At 38.3% G+C, this 22048-nt stretch carries 21 protein-coding genes; 1 reads left to right on the top strand and 20 read right to left on the bottom strand.

Annotation, left to right across the window (positions count from 1 at the left end; genetic code table 11):
* Window positions 1-91: 91 nt before the first annotated feature.
* The 15 genes from ffh to NSQ95_RS06280 form a co-directional block, all read right to left on the bottom strand.
* Window positions 92-1447, bottom strand: a complete 1356-nt coding sequence (gene ffh / locus NSQ95_RS06350; protein ID WP_169358573.1) for a signal recognition particle protein — start codon at window positions 1445-1447, stop codon at window positions 92-94.
* A gap of 13 nt (window positions 1448-1460) precedes the next feature.
* Window positions 1461-1787 (bottom strand): putative DNA-binding protein, encoded by a 327-nt coding sequence (locus NSQ95_RS06345; RefSeq protein ID WP_169358572.1) that lies wholly within the window; start codon window positions 1785-1787, stop codon window positions 1461-1463.
* 70 nt (window positions 1788-1857) lie between these two features.
* Window positions 1858-2877, bottom strand: coding sequence for a signal recognition particle-docking protein FtsY (gene ftsY / locus NSQ95_RS06340; RefSeq protein WP_169358571.1), 1020 nt, complete (start codon window positions 2875-2877; stop codon window positions 1858-1860).
* 15 nt (window positions 2878-2892) lie between these two features.
* Window positions 2893-6447, bottom strand: coding sequence for a chromosome segregation protein SMC (gene smc, locus NSQ95_RS06335; RefSeq protein ID WP_298472324.1), 3555 nt, complete (start codon window positions 6445-6447; stop codon window positions 2893-2895).
* Between the two features lie 3 nt (window positions 6448-6450).
* Window positions 6451-7209 (bottom strand): ribonuclease III, encoded by a 759-nt coding sequence (gene rnc, locus NSQ95_RS06330; protein WP_169358569.1) that lies wholly within the window; start codon window positions 7207-7209, stop codon window positions 6451-6453.
* A gap of 180 nt (window positions 7210-7389) precedes the next feature.
* Complete coding sequence (gene acpP / locus NSQ95_RS06325; protein WP_169358568.1) at window positions 7390-7626, bottom strand: acyl carrier protein; 237 nt, start codon at window positions 7624-7626, stop codon at window positions 7390-7392.
* 113 nt (window positions 7627-7739) lie between these two features.
* A complete protein-coding gene (gene fabG, locus NSQ95_RS06320) occupies window positions 7740-8486 on the bottom strand; it encodes a 3-oxoacyl-[acyl-carrier-protein] reductase (RefSeq protein ID WP_169358567.1) in 747 nt (248 codons plus the stop codon).
* Window positions 8479-9429 carry an ACP S-malonyltransferase gene (gene fabD, locus NSQ95_RS06315; protein ID WP_169358566.1) on the bottom strand — a complete coding sequence of 317 codons (951 nt, stop codon included), beginning with the start codon at window positions 9427-9429 and terminating at the stop codon, window positions 8479-8481. Before fabD ends, fabG begins: the two co-directional genes overlap by 8 nt.
* Window positions 9422-10417, bottom strand: a complete 996-nt coding sequence (plsX, locus tag NSQ95_RS06310; protein ID WP_169358565.1) for a phosphate acyltransferase PlsX — start codon at window positions 10415-10417, stop codon at window positions 9422-9424. Before plsX ends, fabD begins: the two co-directional genes overlap by 8 nt.
* Window positions 10418-10431: 14 nt before the next feature.
* Window positions 10432-10998 (bottom strand): transcription factor FapR, encoded by a 567-nt coding sequence (gene fapR, locus NSQ95_RS06305; RefSeq protein WP_298472327.1) that lies wholly within the window; start codon window positions 10996-10998, stop codon window positions 10432-10434.
* Between the two features lie 96 nt (window positions 10999-11094).
* On the bottom strand, window positions 11095-13143 hold the full coding sequence (gene recG, locus NSQ95_RS06300) for an ATP-dependent DNA helicase RecG (protein ID WP_342560502.1): 2049 nt from the start codon (window positions 13141-13143) through the stop codon (window positions 11095-11097).
* Window positions 13133-14032: an L-serine ammonia-lyase, iron-sulfur-dependent, subunit alpha gene (sdaAA, locus tag NSQ95_RS06295; protein ID WP_169358562.1), complete on the bottom strand. Its 900-nt coding sequence runs from the start codon at window positions 14030-14032 to the stop codon at window positions 13133-13135. The genes recG and sdaAA overlap by 11 nt, the downstream gene beginning before the upstream one ends.
* A gap of 11 nt (window positions 14033-14043) precedes the next feature.
* Entirely contained in the window at window positions 14044-14706 is a 663-nt protein-coding gene (gene sdaAB / locus NSQ95_RS06290; protein ID WP_169358561.1) for an L-serine ammonia-lyase, iron-sulfur-dependent subunit beta, read from the bottom strand.
* Window positions 14707-14856: 150 nt separating this feature from the next.
* Window positions 14857-16509 (bottom strand): DAK2 domain-containing protein, encoded by a 1653-nt coding sequence (locus tag NSQ95_RS06285; protein WP_251552922.1) that lies wholly within the window; start codon window positions 16507-16509, stop codon window positions 14857-14859.
* Window positions 16510-16525: 16 nt separating this feature from the next.
* Window positions 16526-16888, bottom strand: coding sequence for an Asp23/Gls24 family envelope stress response protein (locus NSQ95_RS06280; RefSeq protein ID WP_169358559.1), 363 nt, complete (start codon window positions 16886-16888; stop codon window positions 16526-16528).
* A gap of 591 nt (window positions 16889-17479) precedes the next feature.
* Here NSQ95_RS06280 and rpmB point away from each other — a divergent pair.
* Entirely contained in the window at window positions 17480-17668 is a 189-nt protein-coding gene (gene rpmB / locus NSQ95_RS06275; RefSeq protein ID WP_142605779.1) for a 50S ribosomal protein L28, read from the top strand.
* Between the two features lie 61 nt (window positions 17669-17729).
* On the opposite strand, the gene spoVM is transcribed toward rpmB, so the two are convergent.
* The 5 genes from spoVM to pknB are packed head-to-tail and all read right to left on the bottom strand — an operon-like array spanning window position 17730 to window position 22048.
* Window positions 17730-17822 (bottom strand): stage V sporulation protein SpoVM, encoded by a 93-nt coding sequence (gene spoVM, locus NSQ95_RS06270; RefSeq protein ID WP_169358558.1) that lies wholly within the window; start codon window positions 17820-17822, stop codon window positions 17730-17732.
* 16 nt (window positions 17823-17838) lie between these two features.
* Window positions 17839-18492 carry a thiamine diphosphokinase gene (locus tag NSQ95_RS06265; RefSeq protein ID WP_298472337.1) on the bottom strand — a complete coding sequence of 218 codons (654 nt, stop codon included), beginning with the start codon at window positions 18490-18492 and terminating at the stop codon, window positions 17839-17841.
* Window positions 18489-19157: a ribulose-phosphate 3-epimerase gene (rpe, locus tag NSQ95_RS06260; protein WP_298472339.1), complete on the bottom strand. Its 669-nt coding sequence runs from the start codon at window positions 19155-19157 to the stop codon at window positions 18489-18491. Before rpe ends, NSQ95_RS06265 begins: the two co-directional genes overlap by 4 nt.
* A 3-nt stretch (window positions 19158-19160) precedes the next feature.
* Window positions 19161-20042, bottom strand: coding sequence for a ribosome small subunit-dependent GTPase A (gene rsgA / locus NSQ95_RS06255; protein ID WP_169358555.1), 882 nt, complete (start codon window positions 20040-20042; stop codon window positions 19161-19163).
* Window positions 20043-20053: 11 nt separating this feature from the next.
* Entirely contained in the window at window positions 20054-22048 is a 1995-nt protein-coding gene (gene pknB / locus NSQ95_RS06250; RefSeq protein ID WP_169358554.1) for a Stk1 family PASTA domain-containing Ser/Thr kinase, read from the bottom strand.

Genomic DNA, 22048 nt, shown 5'->3' with positions numbered 1-22048 from the left:
CTCCGAATAGTTTCACACAAGATAGTATATTATCAAGGTTTTAAATGTTTGTAAAGTGTTTTTTCTTAACACCTTATTTTTTTAAGGAAAATTACTTAAAAAGAGAATCAAATCCTGGCATTTTCATCTTTTTCTTTCCTTTTTGTTGCATATTTGTCATTTGCTTCATCATCTTTTTCATCTCTTCAAATTGCTTTAGAAGTCTATTAATGTCTTGAATAGATGTTCCTGATCCTTTAGCAATTCTCTTTTTTCGAGCTCCGTTAATAATTTCAGGGTTAGTTTTCTCCTGCGTAGTCATTGAATAAATAATGGCTTCGACACGATCCATTTGCTTCTCATCAACTTTCGCATTTTCCAATCCCTTAATTTTATTTGCCCCTGGAAGCATTTTTAAAATCTCGTCAAGAGGTCCCATTTGCTTCACTTGGCTTAGTTGCTCCAGGAAATCATCGAACGTAAAAGATTGCGTACGGAACTTTTCTTCCAGTTCCTTCGCTTTTTCTTCGTCAACATTAGCTTGAGCCTTTTCGATTAAGGACATCATGTCTCCCATGCCTAAAATACGGGATGCCATGCGTTCTGGATGGAAAGTCTCTAAAGCATCCATTTTTTCACCCATACCTACAAATTTAATAGGTTTTTGAGTAATGGAACGGATGGAAAGGGCTGCCCCACCGCGTGTATCACCATCTAATTTCGTAAGTACGACCCCTGTTATACCAATAGAGTCATTAAAATTGTTAGCTACATTGACCGCATCCTGCCCTGTCATTGCATCTACAACCAAGAACACTTCGTCCGGCTCTTTTAATGCACGAATATCTTTAAGCTCTTGCATCAAAGTTTCATCAATGTGTAAACGCCCTGCTGTATCGACAATCACTACATCATAATGTTCTTCCTTTGCATGCTCAAGACCCTGCTTCACTATTTCCACAGGAGAAATGTCCGTACCCATTTGGAATACTGGTAAGGAGAGTTGTTTTCCAATCGTTTCAAGCTGTTTCACTGCTGCTGGACGATAAATATCCGCAGCAATTAACAAAGGCTTCTTGTTATACTTTTTTCGAAGTACATTTGCAAGTTTACCAGTAGTGGTGGTTTTACCAGCACCCTGTAATCCGACCATCATAATAACAGTAGGGGGTCTTGAAGAGAATGCGATTTGGCTCTGCTCGCCTCCCATTAGCTGGGTCAATTCATCTTTTACGATTTTAATGACCTGCTGACCTGGAGTTAAGCTTTTCATCACTTCTTGCCCAACAGCCCGTTCAGAGACGTTTTTAACAAATTCTTTTACCACTTTTAAGTTAACGTCTGCTTCCAGTAGTGCATAACGAACTTCACGCATCATTTCTTTAACATCAGCCTCAGAAATTTTGCCTTTACCTTTGATTTTCTGAATCGTCCCTTGGAGACGCTCAGCTAAACCTTCAAATGCCATGCAAGCTCGCCTCCTAATCCCATTCTTTTAATTGCTCAATGAGTTGAGTCAGTTCTTCTGATGATTGTTCATTTGCTATTTGCATAAGCTGTTTAGTCGTTTCTTGTCTTTTTTCGAATTTGGAAAAAAGATTTAACTTTTCTTCATACTCTTCCAGCATCATTTCAGTGCGACGTATATTGTCATAAACAGCCTGTCTGGATATATTATATTCCTCTGCAATTTCGCCGAGTGATAAATCATCTAAATAATAAAGCTGCATATAGCTTCGTTGTTTATCTGTCAATAAAGCCTGGTAAAAATCGAAGAGAAAATTCATACGAGTCGTTTTTTCAATCATTCCCATCTCTCCTTACCATGAATGGTTCATCTAATAGTTTATAAAGACTAGCTTTAACTGTCAAGTAAAATTACTTGTCTTCTGATGTTTCTTCTAGTTCTAACCCTTCAGCAAATAATCCATAAACATATTTTTCTGCATCAAATGGCTGTAGGTCATCCATTTGCTCTCCGAGACCAACAAATTTAACTGGTATATGTAGCTTATTGCGGATAGCAAGGACTATACCGCCTTTTGCAGTACCGTCAAGCTTTGTTAACACAATTCCAGTAACATTGGTCACTTCTTTAAATGTCTGTGCCTGAACAAGCGCATTTTGTCCTGTAGTGGCGTCTAATGCTAACAATACTTCATGCGGAGCATTAGGCACTTCTCTAGTAATAACTCGGTGAATTTTTTCCAACTCATTCATCAGGTTTACTTTATTTTGCAAACGACCTGCTGTATCACAAATAAGCACATCAGCTTTTCTGTTTTTGGCAGCACGAATAGCATCATACATAACAGCAGCCGGATCCGAACCTTCTGCCTGTTTTATAACCTCTGCACCTACACGATCGCCCCACACTTGAAGTTGATCAATAGCACCTGCTCGGAAAGTGTCCCCAGCAGCAAGCATTACTTTTTTTCCTTCTCCATTTAGACGATGTGCAAGTTTACCGATAGTAGTTGTTTTACCAACTCCATTAACACCGACAAATAAGATAACTGTTAGTCCTTCTTCTTCGATGTGAAGCTCTGTTAGATCCTCATCACCAGCCTCATATATCTCAACAAGTTTTTCAGAAATAACAGATTGGATTCCGGCAGTATCTTTAATATTTTTACGCTGAACCTCAAAACGTAATTTGTCCATTAACTCCACTACGGTTTCAAATCCAACATCTGCTTGAAGCAAAATTTCTTCAAGCTCCTCAAAGAAATCCTCATCTACCTTACGATATTTTGCTACTAAATCATTTACTTTAGAAGTAAATTGATTTCGCGTTTTCGATAGTCCTTCTTTAAATTTATTTGTAATCGAAACTGTTTCTTCAGCCTCTGGTGTAGAGCCCAACATTTTTTCTTTCATTTTTTTAAAAAAGCTCACAGTAGAACCTCCTATTTAAGTGACTAATTCTTCTTCTAATTTTACAGATACAAGCTTGGAAATCCCAGATTCCTGCATAGTGATACCATACAGTACATCTGCCCCCTCCATCGTACCCTTACGGTGGGTAATGACGATAAACTGCGTATCATGACTAAATTTCTTTAAATAGTCGCTATAACGCGTAACGTTTGCCTCGTCTAAAGCAGCTTCCACTTCATCCAGGATACAGAAAGGTACAGGACGAGTATGTAGAATTGAAAATAACAAGGCAATAGCAGTTAGCGCTCGTTCTCCACCCGACAATAAAGAAAGATTCTGTAGCTTTTTGCCTGGAGGCTGTGCCACTATATCTATCCCCGTATCCAACATGGAGGTAGGATCAGTTAAAATTAAGTCTGCCTGTCCGCCACCAAATAACTGTCTAAACACTACCTTAAAGTTTCTTTGAATGTCATTAAACGTAGATTCAAAGCGTATAGTCATTTCTTCGTCCATCTCTTTAATAACCTCATGCAATGTATCTTGAGCAGAAAGCAAATCCTCTCTTTGTTCTGTTAAGAACGAGTGACGTTCGCTGACTTGCTCGTATTCCTGTATAGACCCTAAGTTAATAGGTCCAAGCTCTTCTATAGAACGTTTTAATAGTTTTACTTTTTTGCGAGCAAGCTCCTCATCCATGTCAAAAGGATAGTCTCGCTTTGCTTCATCCAGGGACATTTCATACGTCTCTTCTAGATGTGTTTGAAGTGAATTAGTTTCCACCTCCAGCTTGCTCAACCTTAGTTCTAATGCACGCTCGTCGTTAGAAAAGATACTTAAATGTTGCTGTAGCATCTTTAATTGGCCTTCAGATTCGTTTACTCTTTGAGAAAGTCCAATTCTTTTCTCTTTGTCCTTCGTTATTTGCCCCTGTAAATAATCTTTTTTCTGTTTGTTAGTGGCAATCATTTGGTCAATTTGTTCTGGAGATGGACCTGTTTGGTCATCATTCTCAAACCAGCTGATCTCTTTTTCTAAAGTACCAACTTTTTGAACACAATATTGAATATCCTGTTCCAGCTGTTTCTTTTCTTTCTCTTGTTGCGTCACTTGCTCATTTACTACAGCAATAGAGGACAGCAGTTCGCCAAGTTCATTTTGTACTTTATCTTTTTCTTGCATAGACTGCTGCTTTAACAGTTGCAGTTGATCGATAGTTTTTTGAATGGAAGCTAACGATTCATTAATCTCCGCACTACGCTTAGCTGTTTGTTCTTTTTTACGAACTAGATTCTCATGCAGGTTATTCTTTTCAGTTTGAACCTCATCAAATTCAAGCAAGCGATTGGTTAAACGAGAAATTATAGCTCCACATTCTCTGTCTTCTGACAATAGTTTATGCTCTTCTTCTCGCAAAGCTTCCCCAGAGAGACGCGCTTCCTCTAATGCAATTTTAATCTGTTGAACTTGCTGTTTTTTATGAGCAACTGATTTTTCTGCTTGAAGTACGGATTGTTCTAGTTCTACAAGCTTATCATTTAATTGCTCTAACTCAGCTTTTCGTGTAAAGACAGATGACTGTTGTTTTACAGACCCCCCTGTCAAGGAGCCTCCTGCATTTACAACATCACCGTCAAGTGTTACGAAACGGTATCTAAATTGAAGACGTGCCGCCATTTCGTTTGCACCCTTTAAATCTTTTGCAATAATAATATTACCTAGTAAACTTTCAATGATTATTTTATAGTCTGTATTGTAATTGACAAGCATGTCTGCCGTATTCACAAAAGATGGATGCTCCTTGATCGGAGACAGCGTCTGCTCATTCAATTTACGCGACTTCATAACCTGAAGTGGAAGGAAGGTAGCTCTTCCAACTCTTTTCTTTTTCAGCCAATCAATAGCCATACGTGCATCCTGACTAGTATCAGTAATAATATGCTGAGACTGCTGGCCAATAGCTGTGTCAATTGCATTCATATAGTTAGATGGAATTTGGATTAGTTCAGCTACTGCGCCATGAATCCCTTTGAGCTCTTTTTTATCACGAGCAACTAATACTTCCTTAACTCCCTGGAAATACCCTGAAAACTCGGATTCAAGCTCTTGTAAAGAATCCTTTCTAGCCTGCATTTGATGCTTCATTTGATAGGCTTTTTGAAGCAACGTTTGCTGTTCTTCATAAGAGGCTTCTAAATGCTCCGATGATTCTCGCTTTGTTTTAAAGTCATGCACCTTTTGTGCTAAGTCTTTTTGACATGCTTCCAGCTGCTTCTCTATCTCTTTTTTTCGATTTGTAAGCTTTTCTAACTCGTCTTTGATCTCCCGATAATCTTCAATAATTTTCTCAGAAGACACTAGTTCAAATTGAAGCTGCTGCTCCATATGCTTCATTTCATTCTTCATTGTTGCTTCTTCATTTAACAAATCAATGTAAGTGCCCTTCAAAGTCTCAATTTCCTCTTCAACCTCTGAAGCTGACCTACTAAGAACATGATCGATTTGTAATTTTTTTGCTCGAAGTTCTTTTAATGACAGTTTCTTTTTAGTGCTAGAAGAAATATTTTCTTCTAGCTGTTTTTCAAGTACTTGAAGTCTCGTCTTTTCTTCTTCCAAAGCTCTTCTTAACTGCGATATTTGCTGACTAGCATTTTGTTTTTTCTCAGCAAGCAACAGTTTTCTTCCCTCTAGACGTTCTAATTCAGAACTTACCTCAAGTAACTCAGTCTGTTCCTTGTCTAGCTTTTCATCTGTAGAACTAATGGTTCTTCTTATGGATAAAATATCTGACTCTGCATTACTAATCTTCGTCAAAAGCGCTGTTTTTTGCTCTTCTATTTGTTGAAGCTGATTATGTAGATCTGTACTTTCTTGGACAAAAAGATTTAAGTCATGAGCAATAACTGCTATTTCAATATCCTTTAGTTCTGTAGACATCTCTAAATAATCTGTAGCAAGAGATGATTGAATTTTGAGTGGCTCCATTCGACCATCTAGTTCATGGAGAATATCAAGCACTCGATTTAAGTTATCATCCGTTTCTATCAGCTTAAATTCTGCTTTTTTCTTACGTTGTTTATACTTAAGGACACCGGCGGTCTCCTCAAATATCGTTCTTCTGTCTTCAGGTCTGCTATTTAGTATTTCATCAACACGTCCCTGTGAAATAATAGAGAACGCTTCTTTTCCAAGACCGGAATCCATAAATAAATCTATAATATCTTTCAATCTACACGTTTGCTTGTTTAGAAGATATTCACTATCTCCTGACCGGTAAACCCTTCTCGTAACACTTATTTCAGTAAAATCTAATGGAACACGACGATCAGAATTGTCTAATATTAAGGTAACCTCTGCAAAGTTTAACGCCTTTCTTGAATCGCTCCCTGCAAAGATAACATCTTCCATCTTTGTTCCACGAAGTGATTTGGCAGATTGCTCACCTAGCACCCATCTGATTGCATCTGTAACATTACTCTTCCCACTACCGTTCGGACCTACCACTGCAGTTACTCCCGGGACAAAATCTATCCCAACTCGATCTGCAAATGATTTAAATCCTATAATTTCTAATCTCTTAAGGAACAACGATTATTCCCCCTGTTCTTGATCCTTTATTGCGAGTATCGCTAGTCTAGCTGCTTGTTGCTCTGCTTCTTTTTTAGAACGTCCTATTCCGACGCCAAGTTCCGTTGTATTTAAAATAACACGCGAAACAAAGGTACGGTTATGTGCCGGACCCTTTTCTTCTACAATTTCATAGCTAAGTGCACCATTGTTTTTTTGTTGAATGACTTCTTGTAGTTGGCTTTTATAATCCATCACATGCGAAAAAGCACCGACTTCGATTTTAGGGAAGACAATCTTTTCCAAAAAGGAAACGACTACCTCTAATCCTTGATCCAAATATAATGCACCGATAAATGCTTCGAATACGTCCGCTAAAAGTGCCGGTCTTTCACGTCCGCCAGTTAACTCTTCTCCTTTTCCAAGGAGCACATACTTACCAAATCCTAATTCGTTTGCAAACACAACTAAAGAAGGCTCACAAACAATCGCTGCTCGAAGCTTTGTAAGCTGCCCCTCACTCATAACCTCGTATTGCTGGAATAAGTATTGAGAAACAGATAATTCTAATACGGCATCTCCTAGAAACTCTAAACGCTCATTATCGGTGAAAAATTTACGTCGATGCTCATTCACATAAGATGAATGGGTAAAGGCTTGATACAATAATGTTGGATTATTGAACTCGATTTCAAAATGACTTTGAAATTTTTGAAACTGTTGTTTAACACTCTCTGGGAACCCTGTTTTTTTAGGGTGGTTGCTTTTTCTATTTACTTTCATCCTGATCTGCCTTTCTTACTTAACATCTATCTGTTTAAGTTTACCTGTTTCTATAGCAATGTGCAAAAAGAAATAGAGACGCTTTTAATTATTCATACGAATAGTAAAAACGTCTCTGTTGCTATTTAACTTAATTCACCTTTATATAAAGAATATATATATAAAGGTGACTATTTAATATTAGCCTTGCTTGCTTTCAATATAGCTAACTGCGTTACCCACAGTAGAAATATTCTCCGCATCCTCATCCGAAATTTCCATATCGAACTCATCTTCAAGTTCCATCACTAACTCCACTACATCTAGTGAGTCAGCACCTAAATCATCACGGAAAGATGCTTCTAATTTTACTTCGCTCTCGTCTACACCTAGACGATCAACGATCACTTTAGTTACACGTTCTAAAACTGTTGACAAATTTGTCACCTCCCCTCAATGATTATACAAAAAACTTTTAGTCTATGAAAGGCTAATTCACATGAAATATAAATACTTACATCAGATCGTGCTTATTAAGTTACAGATGGTCATTACATATACATACCGCCATTAACATGAAGCGTTTGCCCAGTAATATAATTAGCATCCTCTGATGCCAAAAATGCTACTGCTTTTGCTATGTCTTCTGGATTTCCAAACTTCGCTAAAGGAATTTGGCTCAACATTTGACTTTTAACTTCTTCAGGAAGAGCATCCGTCATATCAGTAGTTATAAATCCAGGTGCAACCGAGTTAACAGTTATATTACGACTCGCTAATTCTTTTGCAGAAGATTTCGTTAGACCAATGACACCAGCCTTAGCCGCAACATAATTAGCCTGTCCAGCATTTCCAGAAACTCCAACAATAGAAGTTATATTAATAATACGACCATTTCGTTGTTTCATCATTTGTCTCGTAACAGCTTTTGTGCAGAGAAATACCCCTTTTAGGTTCGTATTCAATACATCGTCCCATTCCTGTTCCTTCATGCGCATAATTAGATTATCACGTGTGATACCAGCGTTGTTAACTAAAATATCAATAGATCCGAAGACTTCTAAAGTTTGCTTGACTAAACGTTGAACATCATCGGCTTGGTCAATATTAGCTTGAGCAGCAAAGGCAATTCCTCCGCGCGCTTTTATTTCTTCCACAACGGCTTCTGCTTTCTCTTTGCTGCCACTATAATTGACTACTACCTTAGCTCCCTCGTTTGCTAAGTAAATAGCTATATCCTTACCGATTCCACGAGAAGCACCTGTTACAATTGCAGATTTGCCTTCTAATTTACCCATTGATAACCTCTCCTATTTCCGTAATGGCTTGCTGGAAGGAAGCCTCGTCATATACACAATAAGTTGTAACAGATCGATCTATTTTTTTTACTAAGCCACTCAGCACTTTACCTGGACCACATTCAATAAAGACGTTGACACCAAGATCAAGCATTTGTTGAATCGATTCTTCCCAACGAACGGGCGAATATAATTGTTCGACCAATAGGGACTTCACGTCCGCTGCATCCTCTACAGGAAGCGCCGTAACATTAGAAATTACTGGAGGTTTTGCAGTTGAAAGTTTAATAGAATTGATTGCCTCATCTAATTTATGTGCAGCAGGTCTCATTAATTCAGAATGGAAGGGACCACTCACAGTTAAAGGAATTGCTCTTTTAGCCCCTGCTTCTTTCGCTTGTTCAGAAGCTTTTTTGACTCCTTCTGCTGTACCAGAAATAACAATTTGACCAGGACAATTAAGATTAGCAATTTGCACAATGTCACCAGCTTGCGTAACCTTTTGAGTTACCTCAGCTAAAGAAGTAGCATCTAATCCTAATATGGCTGCCATTGTTCCTTCTCCTGCCGGTACAGCTTCATTCATGAAAAGACCACGTCTATGAACTAATAATACCGCATCCTCAAAACTAATTGCCCCAGAGGCAACTAAAGCAGAATATTCTCCCAAGCTATGCCCAGCTGTATAATCTGGAGTAATTCCAGCCTCGATTAATAATTTTGCAATCATTGTACTGGTTGTAAGTAAAGCAGGCTGTGCATGGTAGGTTTTAGTCAACTCCTCAGCCGGTCCATTCAACATAATATCTGATAAAGAAAAACCTAATTTTTGATCTGCTGATTCATAAATCTTTTTACTTTCACTGTTGTTTTCTATTAGCTGTTGCCCCATCCCTACTGATTGAGACCCCTGTCCAGGAAATATAAAAGCAATTTTAGTCATCGGAAGATTCCTTTCGTAATGTAGTGTAAATAATCTCAGAAACATTATTTTCTACCATTGTCCGTGCTTGTCTGATCGCATGAAAAATTGCTCTGCTATTAGAGGAACCATGTGCTTTAATAACTGGAGCCTTTAATCCAAATAGCCCAGCTCCACCGTACTCAGAGTAATCCAATTTATTTTTAATACCTTTTAACTGATCTTTTACTAGCAACGCTGATATTTTTGTTTTTGTCGATGTATTAAAAGCTTCTTTCAGCAAGGTAAACATCGCCGCGGCCGTACCTTCAATCGTTTTTAATACCATATTGCCTGTAAATCCATCTGTTACTACTACATCAGCTACGCCATTTAAAAGATCTCTAGATTCAACATTTCCTATAAAATTCACAGGTGTCTCTTTCAACAGTAAAAACGCGGCTTTAGTAAGCTCATTTCCTTTTTTGTCTTCGGTTCCTATATTCAGTAGGCCAACTCGAGGGTTTTGAATACCACGCACTTTTTCTGCATACACACTTCCCATTACAGCAAATTGCTGTAAATGTTCCGGTTTGGCATCTGAATTTGCACCAAGGTCAAGCATTACAAACCCTTTCCCGTCTATTGTTGGGAGGGTGGGAGCAAGCGCTGGGCGATCTACTTGATCTATCCTACCAACTACAAAAAGTCCCGCTGCCATTAGAGCCCCTGTGTTACCCGCAGAAACACATGCATCTGCCTCACCATTTTTCACCGATTCAGCCATTTTAACCATCGAGGAATTTTTCTTTCTACGAATAGCTCTAACAGGCTCATCAGTTCCTTCAATCACTTCATCGGTATGAACTACGGTCAAGCGGTCATGCTTAGTTACAAGTGATTCTAATTTACTTTCATCACCATATAAGATAATGTTCAAATCGTCAAAAGCTTCTAGAGCCTCATAGGCTCCCTTTACTATTTCATGAGGGGCGTTGTCTCCGCCCATTGCATCTATCGATATTTTCATTTTTACACACCTTTTTACTTCATAGTTTCTCTATACATATTAAATTCTCCAACAAAAACAGTCTCATTTTCTACCTTACTTGTCACTTGAATAACTGTATTTTTCTTCTCAGTGTCATTAGATAGGACAACTGCTTTTGCAATAACACGATCACCGACTTTTACAGGCTTCACAAATGTAATATTAGATTTTCTAGTTAAGGCCAGTTCGTCATTAATAACAGCTACAGCCAATGAGTTTGCTTGTGCAAAAAGATGATGTCCCCGTGCAATACCGTTCCTTGCAAACACATGGTCCTGCTTAATATCTAATAGTGATATTGCCTGTTTGTCTAAATCTATATCTATAATTTCTCCAATAACCTCATCAATTGGGAGAGACTTTACCTCTTCTTCAAAATTATGAGCTGCAACTGATTTAATCCTCTCACGCAATTCTGGGATGGATAACTCCATTCGATCTAATCGTATGGTTTGCACGCTTACATGAAAAGTTGCCGCCAGGTTTTCGTCTGTTATAAAAGGGTTTTTATCTAGCGTTTCTAGTAAAAGCCTTTGTCTTTCTTTTTTCGTATATTTCAAGCTATTCACCACCATTTTAGCACTTGGTACTAATATCAGTATATAAACAATAAAAAAAGAATGCAAGAAATGATTTAGTTCATCCTTGCATTCTTTTTAATCAATTCTTTCCCCATCTAGTGCTTTAGAGTCAACCAAGGCATTCCGTAGACCTTCCATTTCATCGGAATTCCAAAAGTGCTCAGATTCCAATAATCGCTCGGCATCTATTTTCGCTGTATTTAATGCACGATAATCATGAACTAAATCTGCTATTTTAAACTCAGGTAATCCACTTTGTTTTTTCCCAAAGAAGTCACCAGGTCCTCGTAGCTCTAAATCTTTCTCTGCCAAGACAAAACCATCATTCGTCTCCGTCATGGACAACATTCGTTCCTTCCCTTCTTCTGTCTTAGGATCAGCAAGAAGGATACAGTACGATTGGTGTTCTCCACGCCCAACCCTACCACGTAGTTGGTGTAGCTGCGCTAGTCCAAAGCGCTCTGCATCAAATATAATCATAAAGGATGCATTAGGAACGTTTACTCCGACCTCAACTACCGTTGTCGAGACTAATACTTGAATATGCCCCTCAGTAAAATTCCTCATCACTTCATCTTTTTCGTCAGGATGAAGCCGTCCGTGCATCAAGCCAACCGAGTAATCTTTTCCGAGCTCATAAGACATCATATTATAAACATCCACCGCATTTTGGACGTCTAGTTTCTCGGACTCCTCAATTAGAGGGCAAATGATGTAGGCTTGTCTGCCATTAGCCAACTCTTTCTTAAGACGACCTATAAGTTTAGGAAGCTGATCTTCCTTCATCCAATGAGTATCAATGGATTTTCTTCCTGCCGGCATCTGATCAATGACAGAAACATCCATTTCCCCAAAAGCTGTTATGGCTAAGGTGCGCGGAATAGGTGTCGCTGTCATAAAAAGTACATCTGGATTTTCTCCTTTTTCTTTTAAAACTCTTCTTTGAGCCACACCAAAACGATGTTGTTCGTCAGTAATAACTAAACCAAGATTTTTAAATGAAACATCAGGTTGAATCAACGCATGTGTACCTATGAGTAAATCAATATTACCCGCTGCTAAATTTTCTAGCACGATTCTTCTTGCCTTTTGCCTAGTAGAGCCAGTTAATAGCGCTATTCTTACACCAATAGGTGAGAGCCACTCATCTAAGGAAGCTGCATGTTGCTCCGCCAAAATTTCCGTCGGAGCCATCAAAGCACCTTGATAACCTGCCGTTATGACGGCATATAAACAGATTGCAGCAACTACAGTTTTCCCTGAGCCTACATCTCCCTGCAAAAGTCTGTTCATTCGATTAGGTGCTTTCAAGTCACGACAAATCTCATTAACTACTCTCTTTTGTGCATCAGTCAACTCATAAGGTAAGGATTCAATTAGCTTTTTCACTCGTTCATTATCAAAGGAAACGCCATTTCCAACATTTTGTTCTTTGCGTACCTTTTTAATGGCCTGCATTTTCAACTGGAAGTTAAGTAATTCCTCGTAAACAAACCGTCTTCTAGCATTTTTGGAATGTTCAGCATCCAGTGGGAAGTGAATTCCCTCGAGAGCCTCCACCATTTCAGGCAATTTATACATCGAGCGGATAGACTCCGGCAAAGGATCCATGATATCCCCTTTTAACTCATCTAACGCCTGCCGCATAAATCTTCTAAAAACTTTCTGGCTTATGGAGCCTTTTAACGAATAGACAGGTTCAAAATCCTGTTGGTCTGTCTTTGGTCCTACTGAGAACGTCGAAACATTAATAACTTGTCGTCCTCTATCCCATTTACCAGTAACAGTAATGACAGAACCTGGAGTTATTTTAGATTTCAAATAAGCTTGATTGAAAAAAACAGCCTTGATCAAATGCTGGCCTGCCAACAATCGAACCTGCAGTCTGGATTTATTTTTTCCTAAAAAAAGAAGAGAAGGTTCACTTTCGACCCTTCCTTCTACAGTTACTCTCTCATTATGGGCAGTTTCTGCTAGGTTTTTTAACCGAAAATCCTCATGCCTATAAGGAAAGGTCATTACTAAATCATCTAGTGTAACTATTCCTAGTTCCTCTAAGGCTTTAGCTGTTCCTGCACCTACACCCTTTAGAGAAGTAACTAAACTGCTTCTCTTATTTTCCACTGCTGACCACAGCCCCACCAAAGATTTTAGCTTCTAGCCATTTTCCTGTTGGTGTAGCAGCTAAGCCTCCTTGAGCAGTTTCTTTTAATGCTGTTGGCATCGTTTGGCCTATTTTATACATAGCATCGATTACTTCATCACAAGGAATACGACTTGTTACCCCCGCGAGTGCCATATCTGCTGCCACTAAGGAATTAGAGGCTCCCATCGCATTTCTTTTCACACATGGTACTTCTACTAGCCCTGCAACTGGATCGCATACTAATCCAAGCATATTTTTTAAAGTTATAGCAAATGCCTCAGAGCTTTGGGCAGGAGTCCCTCCAGCCATCTCTACTATCGCCGCGGCAGCCATACCAGCCGCTGATCCAACTTCTGCCTGGCAGCCTCCTGCAGCGCCAGATATAGAAGCGTTGTTCGCTACAACAAATCCAAATGCCCCTGCTGTAAATAAATATCTGATCATTTGCTCACGAGTCGGGTTCAGCTTGTTTTTTACCGCAAATAGAGTTCCTGGGACTACTCCTGCCGAGCCCGCTGTAGGTGTAGCACAAATAGTTCCCATCGCCGCATTTACTTCATTCGTAGCTACAGCTTTACTTACAGCATCTAGCATCAGTTCTCCAGAAAGGGAATTCCCCTTTTTCATATAAGCTTGCAAAAGAACAGCGTCTCCACCAGTTAATCCAGAAGTGGAACGAACTCCCTTTAGTCCCTTTTCTACTGCTTCTTCCATAACTGTCAGATTACGATCCATTTGTGACATGATTTCTTCACGAGTGCGTTCTGTAATAAGAATTTCTTGTTCTATCATAATCTCAGATATAAGCTTATTTTCTTTTTCAGCTTTTTCTACTAATTCTCGCACATTGCGAAATAAGACTTCCATCATAACCCTCCTTAATCTACAATTCTCGTAACCTTCGTTATGTTAGGTAGAGTTGTAATTTCATCTAAAATATCTTTACTAACATTTTGATCCACTTCAATTACCATCAATGCCATATTTCCTTTCTCTTTTCGAGAAACTTCCATGTGACCGATATTAATATTGTGCTTAGCTAAACAATTGGCAACGCTTGCAATACATCCCGAACGGTCATTGTGAACAACTAATATCGCAGCCAAGTTGCCTGACAATCTTAACGGAAAACCATTTAGCTCTGTTATTTCTGTTTTCCCGCCACCAATAGAAATACCAACCACCGACATTTCACGTTCGTCGTCTCCTAATACAATTCTAGCTGTATTCGGATGCTCAGTATGTCCTGTCTCAGGTATAAACTCATATGATAGACCGACCTTTTCTGCTTCACTAAACGACGTTTTAATACGCTCATCAAAGGTATCATAGTCCAATAAGCCACCGATGATCGCCACATCTGTACCATGGCCTTTATATGTTTCGGCAAAAGAGCCATAAAGATGGATTTTTGCCCAAGTAGGTTGCTTTCCAAATAAATCTCTTGCTACCCTTCCTATTCGTGCTGCTCCAGCAGTATGGGAAGAGGACGGTCCAATCATAACGGGTCCAATAATGTCAAAAACAGACTTAAATTTCATTTGACAGACCTCACTTTCATGTTGATATTTCTATTTTACACTTTTAGGGAACTTTAAACAAAAGTATTGTACGAAAGGATTACAAAGAACTCTGAAATTTCTTGCTAAAAAAAAAGCGTGGGATTTCTCCCACGCGGAGTATTACTAGTTTTATTCTACTGATAAAATATATGGGTACAATGGTTGTTTACCATTATAAAGCTCTACTTCCACATCTTCGAAGGTCTCTTCAATAAACGAAGCAAATTTCCCAGCTTCCTCTTCCGTGACATCTTCTCCGTAAATAACTGTCACAATTTCAGAATCCTCGTCAATCAATTCTGTTGCTAGCTTTGTTGCAGCTTCCACTCTAGATGGCTGTGAAAGTATAATTTTACCTTCAGCTAAAGACATAAAATCATCTTTTTTAATCTCTACACCGTCAATTGACGTATCACGTACAGCAAAAGTAACTTGACCAGTTTTAACGTGAGCAAAAGCATCGGTCATATTCTTTTGGTTTTCTTGAACAGTCGCTTGAGCGTTAAACGCTAAAATCGCTGCCATTCCTTGAGGAATTGTTTTTGTAGGCACTACCGCAGCCTCAATCCCTAGAACCTCTGCAGCTTGTTCAGCAGCCATTACGATGTTTTTGTTATTAGGAAGGATTAGTACACGCTCAGCTCCTACAGACTCAATCGCCTTTACAATGTCTTCAGTAGAAGGATTCATTGTCTGACCACCTTCTATCACTGCTGAAGCTCCAAGACTCTTCAATAATTCAGCGACACCTGTTCCCATTGCAACTGTTACTACTGCATAAGGATGAACTTCTGCTTTCTTAGCAGTATTAGAAGAATGCCCTTCACCTACGATATCTGTATGCTGTTGACGCATATTTTCAATTTTAATTTTAATTAAATCACCATATTGTTGACCATAAGTTAAGACTTCACCTGGTGTTTCAGAATGGATATGAATTTTAGCAATCTCATCATCCGAGATGACTAAAAGTGAGTCACCATATTCGCTTAAATCATTACGGAAGTCGTTTTCGATAAAGGCTTTCTTGCCCTCTTCAAAACGGACCATGAACTCTGTACAGAAACCAAATTCAATGTCAGCAGTATCCATATATCCTTGAACACTTTTATGATGCTCAGCACTAACCAAATCGTCCATAGAGGAACTAATTGTTCTCTCAGGAAGAGCTTCTCCCTTTAAGCTTGCAAGGAAACCTTCATAAACAAATACTAAGCCTTGTCCGCCACTATCAACTACGCCTACTTCTTTCAAAACAGGTAATAGATCTGGAGTTCTGTTTAGTGATAGTTTAGACTCTTCTACAACAACTGCCATTAGTTCTGATATATCTGTAATTGTTTCACTAGCTTCCACTGCTTTTTTAGCTGAATCTTTTGCTACAGTTAAAATAGTGCCCTCAACTGGTTTCATAACAGCTTTGTAAGCTGTTTCTACTCCATACTGTAAAGCTTGGGCAAATTGTTTTGCATCTAAGGTTGCATGCTGCTCAATCGACTTTCCAAAGCCTCTAAAAAGTTGCGATAAAATAACTCCAGAGTTTCCTCGAGCACCCATTAGCAAACCTTTGGACAATGCTTGAGCTGTTTTGCCAATATGCTCACTAGTATGAGCAGCTGTCTCTTTAGCCCCTGAAGTCATTGAAAGATTCATGTTTGTGCCTGTATCACCATCGGGTACAGGGAATACGTTTAATGCGTCGACATAGTCAGCGTTTTGGAAAAGATGATGTGCTCCCATCTTGACCATATCCGCAAATTGATTACCATTGATTGATTTCATTGTTTTCTCTCCTTAATCACACGTTTGCCACGCGAACTCCTTGTACGTAAACATTTACGGATTTCACCGACATACCAAGAGATTTATTTAGCGTGTATTTAACTTTAGACTGGACTTGATAAGCGATCTCAGAAATTTTTGTTCCGTAACTTACAACTATATACATATCGATATGTAAATCATCTTTTTCCTGTCTAACAATTACACCTTTTGTAAAGTTCTCTTTTCTTAATATATCTGTTAAACCATCTCTGATTTGATGCTTTGATGCCATACCAACAATTCCATAGCATTCAATCGCTGCTCCGCCTGCAATTTGAGCAATAGTATCTTGTGATATATCAATGTGCCCAAATTCATTTGTTAATTCTATTGACATGTTGAAACCTCCCAAGTCCTTTTTGACTATCCCTTATTGTACTACACCCTTTAAAATTATAAAAGACACGTTTCTATTCGTCTACTTTTTGCAAAAGTGGTTTTTATTTAGCGCTTCCTTTTCAAAAAAAAGATGGTTTGATTTATACATTATACGTTATTTTCTATACAACCTGTAATTATAGCAATAAGGTGCTCTATGACTTGAATAAAAATAATTCAGAATTGCTTTCGAGTATGCTAATGACGGGCATCCATATTGCTCATCAAGCAGAAAGTGAAAATCAGCAATTTCTTCTCCTGCTTTTTTATCTTATTTTTCAAGTAACCTGAAACCTCTTAGTTTCTTAAATTCATTTATGAAGTTATTTTTTAGTAAAATATTTTTCCAGTATAAACGCCATCTGTTACTATAGTAACTATGTAAACCCCGACACTGCAAGTAACTACTGAAGCTAAACTGTTATTTTATAGTGTAAAGGTTTTTTTCTTGATATACTTGCTTATCAAAAGAGTCTGTGGTAAATTATTAAAGTATGTGAAATATCGAACTGAAAATCTTTCAGCTTCTTTTTTAAAGGAGGAAATTATAATGCCAAAAGTATGTGCAATCACTGGGCGTAAAGCTCGTTCTGGTAATGCTCGTTCTCACGCAATGAACGCTACTAAGCGTACATGGGGGGCAAACCTTCAAAAGGTCCGTATTCTTGTAGACGGTAAACCTAAACGCGTATGGGTTTCTGCTAGAGCTTTAAAATCAGGAAAAATTGAGCGCGTATAATCGCTCTCATAATTAATGCCAGGCCGACAAATTGTCGACCTGGCATTATTTCTTTTTAAAACTATTTTTTTTCCTCATCCTTTTTAAAAAGACGAATACAAACCTTCATTAAACTACTAACAGATTTAGGTAATTTAAATGTGTAGACCTTCACACGAATTTCCTCCCTTTTAGTCACTGCTTCTTATCATTAAACATATGCCTGACTTAAAGGAGATAGTACTTGTTCGCTCTACTTGTTCATTACTAGTAAACTTTGCATGGCCATAATTTATTGGTTCTTCTTCCACATTATACAAAAATCCGTCTAGTGTAACGTCTTCCAGTCCTTCACCAAAAGGATAAAAAGATATATATTTGTATTCTTGTTGATCTATTTTATGTGTTCCTGGAAGTAGAAATTGAAGCTTATTTTTATTGTTCTGGATATAAAAGGAGACTTCAGGATGCAATCGTTGAAAGTGGTATACATCATGAAGAGCTGCTTGATAGTGATCCAAACGAGAACCACTTACACCGGTTAAAATAACTTCGTTTGGTTTATATTTCATTGCTTCTAATAAAGCCAAACGCGTATCTGTCTCATCCTTCTCAGAAGGCATTATAGATACATGTGTCACGTGTTTACGTAGTGTATCCAACTCTTTATAACTAATAGAATCAAAATCTCCAATAATCTCAGTTGGAATAATATCAGCATTCAGCAAATGATAGGCACCTCTATCAGCCCCAATAAAGATTGTTTCCTCTTGTAAAAAAGGAAGCTGTCTAAGATCAACAACTTCCTCTACAGGACCACCTGCGCAGATGAAGACACGCTTCATTTTGAAGCCACACTCAATCCTGCAGCTTTTATTCTTTGAAGTGCCTTTCCTTTGTCAGGTGCATTATAAACAGCGGATCCAGCGACTAAAATAGTTGCTCCTGCTTCCACACAAGGAATAATTGTCTCCTCGTTGACTCCTCCATCAATCTCAATTTCAATAGAAAGATTTCTTTCCTGTATAATCTGAGAAAGTTGTTTTACTTTAGGAATAACCGAATGTATAAATTTCTGACCACCAAATCCAGGGTTGACAGTCATAAATAAAACCATATCAACATCCTCTAATACATGCATAATTGATTCGATAGGCGTATGTGGATTTAACACAACTCCTGGCTTCACTCCAAATGAACGAATCAGCTGAATTGTACGGTGAAGATGTGGTGAAGCCTCCACGTGAACTGTTATATAATCAGCTCCAGCTTTAGCAAATGCCTCAATATATTGATCTGCATTTTCAATCATAAGATGTACATCCAATGGAAGGCTAGTAAGTGGTCGCAAAGCCTCTACGACAATCGGTCCCATCGTTATGTTTGGAACAAAATGACCATCCATCACATCTATATGAATAAGCTCAGCTCCAGCTTTTTCTACCTCTAATACTTCTTCTCCAAGTTTTGCAAAATTTGCTGCTAAAATAGAAGGTGCAATCTTTACCATAAGTTAGTACCTCGGCTTTCTATCTACTATTTCTTCATAAAATTGTAAATAATGTTTGTATCGGTATTCTTTAATTTCTCCAAGCTCTACTGCTTTTTTTACAGCGCATTTTGGCTCATTAACATGTAGGCACCCACGGTACTTACATTCGTCCTGTCGTTTTACAAAGTCAGGAAAGCAACTAGAGAGCTCTTCTTTTTCCATTAAATCAAATTCAAAAGAACTAAAACCAGGGGTATCAGCTAGAAGCCCATCACAAACCTCGATTAGTTCTACATGTCTGGTTGTATGCTTCCCACGTCCTAAAGCATCCGATATGACTCCTGTTTTTAAATCTAAGGAAGGGAGAATTGTATTTAATAAAGTAGATTTCCCTACCCCTGATTGTCCTGCTAGTACAGTAGTTTTCCCTTTTAAAATAGGGGTTATTTTATCGTTAAAATCTGGATCATCCTTGTAGGTCATTAATATTTCATAACCAATATTTTCATAATCGTTGATATAATCCTTCATTGTTTGTTCCATCTTAGTATCCATCAAATCACTTTTCGTCAAGCATATGATTGGCTCAATGTAAAAGGATTCTAGCACTACTAGAAAACGGTCTAATAATATCGTATTGAAGTCTGGTTCTTTAATAGAAAAAACTAAAATGGCCTGATCAATATTCGATATCGGTGGACGAACTAAGTTATTTTTTCTTTCGTGGATGACAGTTATAGTACCATCGTTCTCTCCCTCGACTGTATAGTCAACAAAATCACCAACTAGAGGAGATTCGCCTCTATTTCTAAAGACCCCTCTCCCTCTACATTGAATCACTTTACCATTATCATATACATAATAGAAACCACTAAGTGCTTTTCTTATTTGACCATTTGGCATCCTATGCCTCCCTAATCTATATCTTCATATTTTATTGTTTTCTGTTCGAGTACCTCTTGATTTCTTTTAATAAGATATCCGCCAGCCTCGCCTTCCACAATTTCTAGTGAAATCTTTTTCTCTACTGCCGATGTAATTTCAAACTCTTCAACTGGAGGGTCAGTAAATTTATGCGTTTTGTCTTGAATGTAAATTTGAATTATTTGAGGAACAACTTCCTGTTCAGGATTTTCCTCATCTTCTCCTTCTTCCCCTTCACCATCAAGTTCTTGCTCCAAATAAGGAATTGGCACAATTCTTACAAACGTCTTAGTTGGCTTAGCTTTTGGCCCCGAAGAAATCACTACCTGAACCGTACTTCCCTTTGCCACTTTCGAGTTTGGCCCAGGAGATTGTTCTACAACTGCTCCTTTAGGAATTGTATCGTGGTTTACTTCTTTTGTTTTAACGACCTTTAATCCAGAGTTTGTTGCATATTCGTTTAAATTCTTTTCATTGTATTCCCTTAAGTCTCTCAAAGTAATCATTTCTGGTCCAAGACTTACTTGAAAACGGACAACTGTTTCTTCTGGAATTATTTCTTGTCCAGCTTCAGGCTCCTGCTTTAAAATGGTACCCGCCGTTGTAGAAGAGTAGATTTTATCTTCCTCAATTTTAAAGCCTTGTTTTTCAAGCAAAGCTATAACCTGGGTGATATCCTGATTTTCGTAGTCACCCATTACAGAAGTTTCCTTCCCTTGGGATACAATTATATCTACCTCAGTTTCTACGTCACGCATTTTTCCTTCTTCTGGTGTTGTACCTATGACATGATCTTTTTCGACCTCATCATCAAATTCTAGAATTTGTTCTCCAATGATAAAGCCTTCTGACTCAAGTAGCTTTATAGCATCTTCGACCGCTAAGCCAGCTACAGGAGGAACTTCTATCTTGTCCGGTTTAAACAACCCAGGGAAAGCTACGATGATGATTAATGCTAGCAAGATAAGGCCAGCTATTATCCCTGTTATTATTTTCCATTTACTTCTTTTCTTCTTTGGTTTTGTTTGTTCAGGAGGCTTATCCTCCGTTTGTAATTTTTTAGTTTCTGCAACATCTTCAAAAGAAACAGGCTCTTTAATAACCGGAAGAACCTTCGTAGCTCCATCGTCTACAGGAACAACAAATTTTGGTTCATTGGACCTTTCTGGTGACATGGCAGTTGATAAGTCTCTTTCCATTTCCTCTGCAGAACGGTACCTGTTTCTAGGATCTTTTGCAGTTGCCTTTAGGACAACATTTTCTAGGCTTTGTGGTATGACTGGATTGATAGCTCTAACCGATGGAGTTTCCGCCTGTAAATGCTTCAATGCAATGGATACAGCTGACTCTCCTGAAAAAGGAAGCTGTCCAGTTAATAACTCAAACAACACAATTCCTAGCGCATAAATATCCGATTCCCTAGTAGCAGTACCGCCACGGGCTTGTTCTGGAGACAAATAATGCACGGTTCCTAAAACGGAGTTAGTTTGTGTATAGGAAGTCGCACTTAAAGCCATCGCTATGCCGAAATCAGTTATTTTCACGTTTTCTTGTTCATCCAATAAAATATTTTGTGGTTTTATATCCCGATGAATAATATGATTATTGTGTGCATTAGAAATAGCCGAAGTTAGCTGCTTCATAATCGTAATTGTTTTAACGGGCGAAACCGGGGCATTATGCTGTATGTATTGTTTTAATGTTTCACCTTTAACATGTTCCATAACTATATAGTGAATATCTTCATCTTCTCCTACGTCGTAGATATTAACTATATTAGGGTGAGTAAGGCTTGTGGCAGAAAGTGCTTCTCGCTGAAAGCGACGACGCAGTTCTTCTTCATTAGAAAAATCATATCGCAAAACCTTAATTGCGACGTCTCTGTCTAAGATCATATCATGTCCCAAATATACGTTGGACATGCCGCCTCCACCAATCATCTCTAGCAACTTATACCTGCCGCTAATTCTTTTGCCGATTAACAT

It is taken from the genome of Psychrobacillus sp. FSL W7-1457 (assembly GCF_038593405.1).
Classification (GTDB): Bacteria; Bacillota; Bacilli; order Bacillales_A; family Planococcaceae; genus Psychrobacillus.
The sequence above is the reverse complement of the archived record's forward strand: the minus strand, read 5'-3'. Positions and strand labels throughout refer to the sequence as shown.